Annotated in this window: 2 protein-coding genes; one reads left to right on the forward strand and one right to left on the reverse strand. The window is 63.9% G+C overall.

Annotation, left to right across the window (positions count from 1 at the left end; all coding sequences use genetic code 11):
* Positions 1-160: 160 nt before the first annotated feature.
* Positions 161-838: an MIP family channel protein gene (locus ACXJ7R_RS29625; RefSeq protein ID WP_457154925.1), complete on the reverse strand. Its 678-nt coding sequence runs from the start codon at positions 836-838 to the stop codon at positions 161-163.
* A 322-nt stretch (positions 839-1,160) separates the two neighbouring features.
* Between ACXJ7R_RS29625 and ACXJ7R_RS29630 the strand changes: the two genes are divergently transcribed.
* Positions 1,161-2,450 (forward strand): RsmB/NOP family class I SAM-dependent RNA methyltransferase, encoded by a 1,290-nt coding sequence (locus ACXJ7R_RS29630; protein ID WP_457154926.1) that lies wholly within the window; start codon positions 1,161-1,163, stop codon positions 2,448-2,450.
* The last annotated feature ends 149 nt before the right edge of the window (positions 2,451-2,599 follow it).

Genomic DNA, 2,599 nt, shown 5'->3' on the forward strand with positions numbered 1-2,599 from the left:
GCTTCTTTAGAAAGCTATAGGCGAGTTCCCCCCGCGCGCTCGACCGAGCGTGCGAAAACGGGCGAGTGAGGTATGGCCTTGTTGTTGAGACGCGGCAGGGTCGGCAAAAAAAGGCGCGGGCCACGGCCCGCGCCTTTTTTCGTATTCAAGCGTCCAAACCTCAGTCCTTCTCGAAGACACGCGCCTTGGCGACGACGCCGGCAATGGCGCCGCCGATCAACGGTGCGACGATGAACAGCCAGAGCTGGCCGATCGCAGCACTGCCGGAAAACAGCGCCGGGCCGATCGAGCGGGCCGGATTGAGCGAGGTGCCGGTGACCGGGATGATGGCGAAGTGCAACCCTGCCAGCGTCAGGCCGATGACCAGCCCAGCGAACGCCGTCGAGTGCTTTTCAGCGGTGACACCGAGGATCACGGTGACGAAGGTAAACGTGCCGATCAGTTCCCACAGGAACGCAGAGCTGACGCCCCATTTCGCCACGTCCCAGCCATTGGCGCCGAAGCCGCCGGTGTGTCCGCCAGCCTGGCCGGAGACGATGATCCACAATGCCAGCGAGGCCAGGATGGCGCCGATGATCTGCGCAATCCAGTAGGGGATGACGTCCTTGGCCGGCAGCCGGCCGGCAAGGAAGACACCGAGCGTCACCGCCGGATTGAGATGCGCACCTGAAATCGGGCCGATCGCATAGGCCGCCGCAATGAGACCGATGCCGAATGCCAGTCCGATGCCTTCCTGGCCGAGCGGCAGCGCACCGCCGAAGCCGCCCGTCACCACCGAAGCCGTACCGATGAACACCAACAGAAATGTGCCTAGAACTTCCGCCAGATAAGTCTTCATTGCCCTCTCCTCGTAGCGATCCGCCGGTCCACGTTTTCCGTGCCGCGAATCATGGCGGCAAGAGTATTCCCAACCGAATAACTTGGAAAGCAGAGCGGTTGCACCAGATCGCGTACTTGCAGGCGCCAGTTACGAACATTAGAAACCTGTCATCTATTGATTGATCTGTTGTTGCTGACCAAGGACATTTACTGGTCGGGCGATCAGCCTGCCTCGGTCAAGACAACCTCGTCGGCATGAGACAGAAGCGGGGTTCAATCCAGTCGCGAAAGGCTCTAAGAGCAGGCCCGGAGATCATGTGCTCGATTTGATGGAATGACGAATGCGACTGGGCGGACGGCTGGCTGCGGCCATCGAAGTGCTGGAAGACATCGGCCGGCGTCACCGGCCGGTTGCGGACGCGCTGAAGGATTGGGGCCTGTCGCACCGGTTTGCCGGCGGCGGCGACCGCGCGGCGATCGGCAACATCGTCTATGACGGCTTGCGCCGAAAGCGTTCCGCCGGCTGGCTGTTGGGGGAAGACACGCCGCGCGCCATCGGCTTCGGCGCGCTGCTGCTCGAATGGGGCCAGACGGCGCAGTCGCTGAACGATGCGCTCGACGGTGACAAATTCGCGCCGCCGTTGCTGACTGCCACCGAGCTTCAGGCCATTTCCGAACGCCGGCTCGCCGATGCACCGGCCGCGGTGCGGGCCGACATACCCGATTGGTGCGTGCCGCTTTTCGAGAAAACCTTCAGCGACACCTGGGCTGATGAGGGGGCGGCGCTGGCGACGCGACCGCCGCTCGACCTCAGGGTCAACACGTTGCAGGCCAACCGTGACAAGGTGCTGGCTGAACTGACCGGAACCGGCGCCAAACCAGCCGCCATCGCGCCGCAAGGCATCCGCATCCCGCCGATCGATGGCGACGGCAGGCACCCCAACGTGCAGGCCGAGCCGGCTTTCCAGAAAGGCTGGTTCGAGGTCCAGGACGAAGGCTCGCAGGTCGTGGCTGCCCTTTCCGGCGCCGAGGCCGGCATGCAGGTGCTCGACTTCTGCGCCGGCGCCGGCGGCAAGACACTGGCGCTGTCGGCTGCGATGGACAATCGGGGCCAGATATTTGCCCACGACGCCGAAAAGGCGCGGCTGGCGCCGATCTTCGACCGCATCCGTCGCTCGGAAAACCGCAATGTGCAGGTCGTCACCAAGCCGGCCGAACTCGCTCCGCTCGGCAACCATATGGACATCGTGCTGGTCGACGCGCCTTGTACCGGCAGCGGCACCTGGCGGCGCCGTCCCGATGCCAAATGGCGACTGACGCAAAGACAGCTCGACGCCCGCAAGGGCGAGCAGTCGGCGATCCTGGAAGCCGCCAAAGCCTACGTCAAGTCAGGCGGCTTGCTGGTCTACATCACCTGCTCGGTGTTCGACGAGGAGAATGGCGAGCAGGTTGCGGCATTCCGGCACCGCAACAGCGGCTTTGTCCCGGTCGATCATCGCGCGCTCTGGGACAGCCGTTTTCCCGGCCATCAGACGGCCGTGCGGATCGGTCCGGCCGGCGACGTCTCGCTGTCGCCGGCGTTGAGCGGCACGGATGGGTTTTACTTCTGTGCGTTGCGCAAGGCGAACTGACGCTGCCGTTGACAGGCGGCGATAGCGCCCCAGTTGCAGATGCGGCGCGTCTGGCCGCGATCGCGGGATAGGATTCTTGCAAAGATATCTGTCGCTTCTGCTTTTCGTCATTGTGGTGCTCGGCGGGGGCCTGCTGATCGGTTATGCGA

Source organism: Mesorhizobium sp. P5_C1 (assembly GCF_054049815.1).

Coding starts and splice junctions, on each gene's coding strand:
- ACXJ7R_RS29630 (WP_457154926.1), top strand. CDS start 1,161: ATGCGACTGGGCGGACGGCTGGCTGCGGCCATCGAAGTGCTGGAAGAC.
- ACXJ7R_RS29625 (WP_457154925.1), bottom strand. CDS start 838: ATGAAGACTTATCTGGCGGAAGTTCTAGGCACATTTCTGTTGGTGTTC.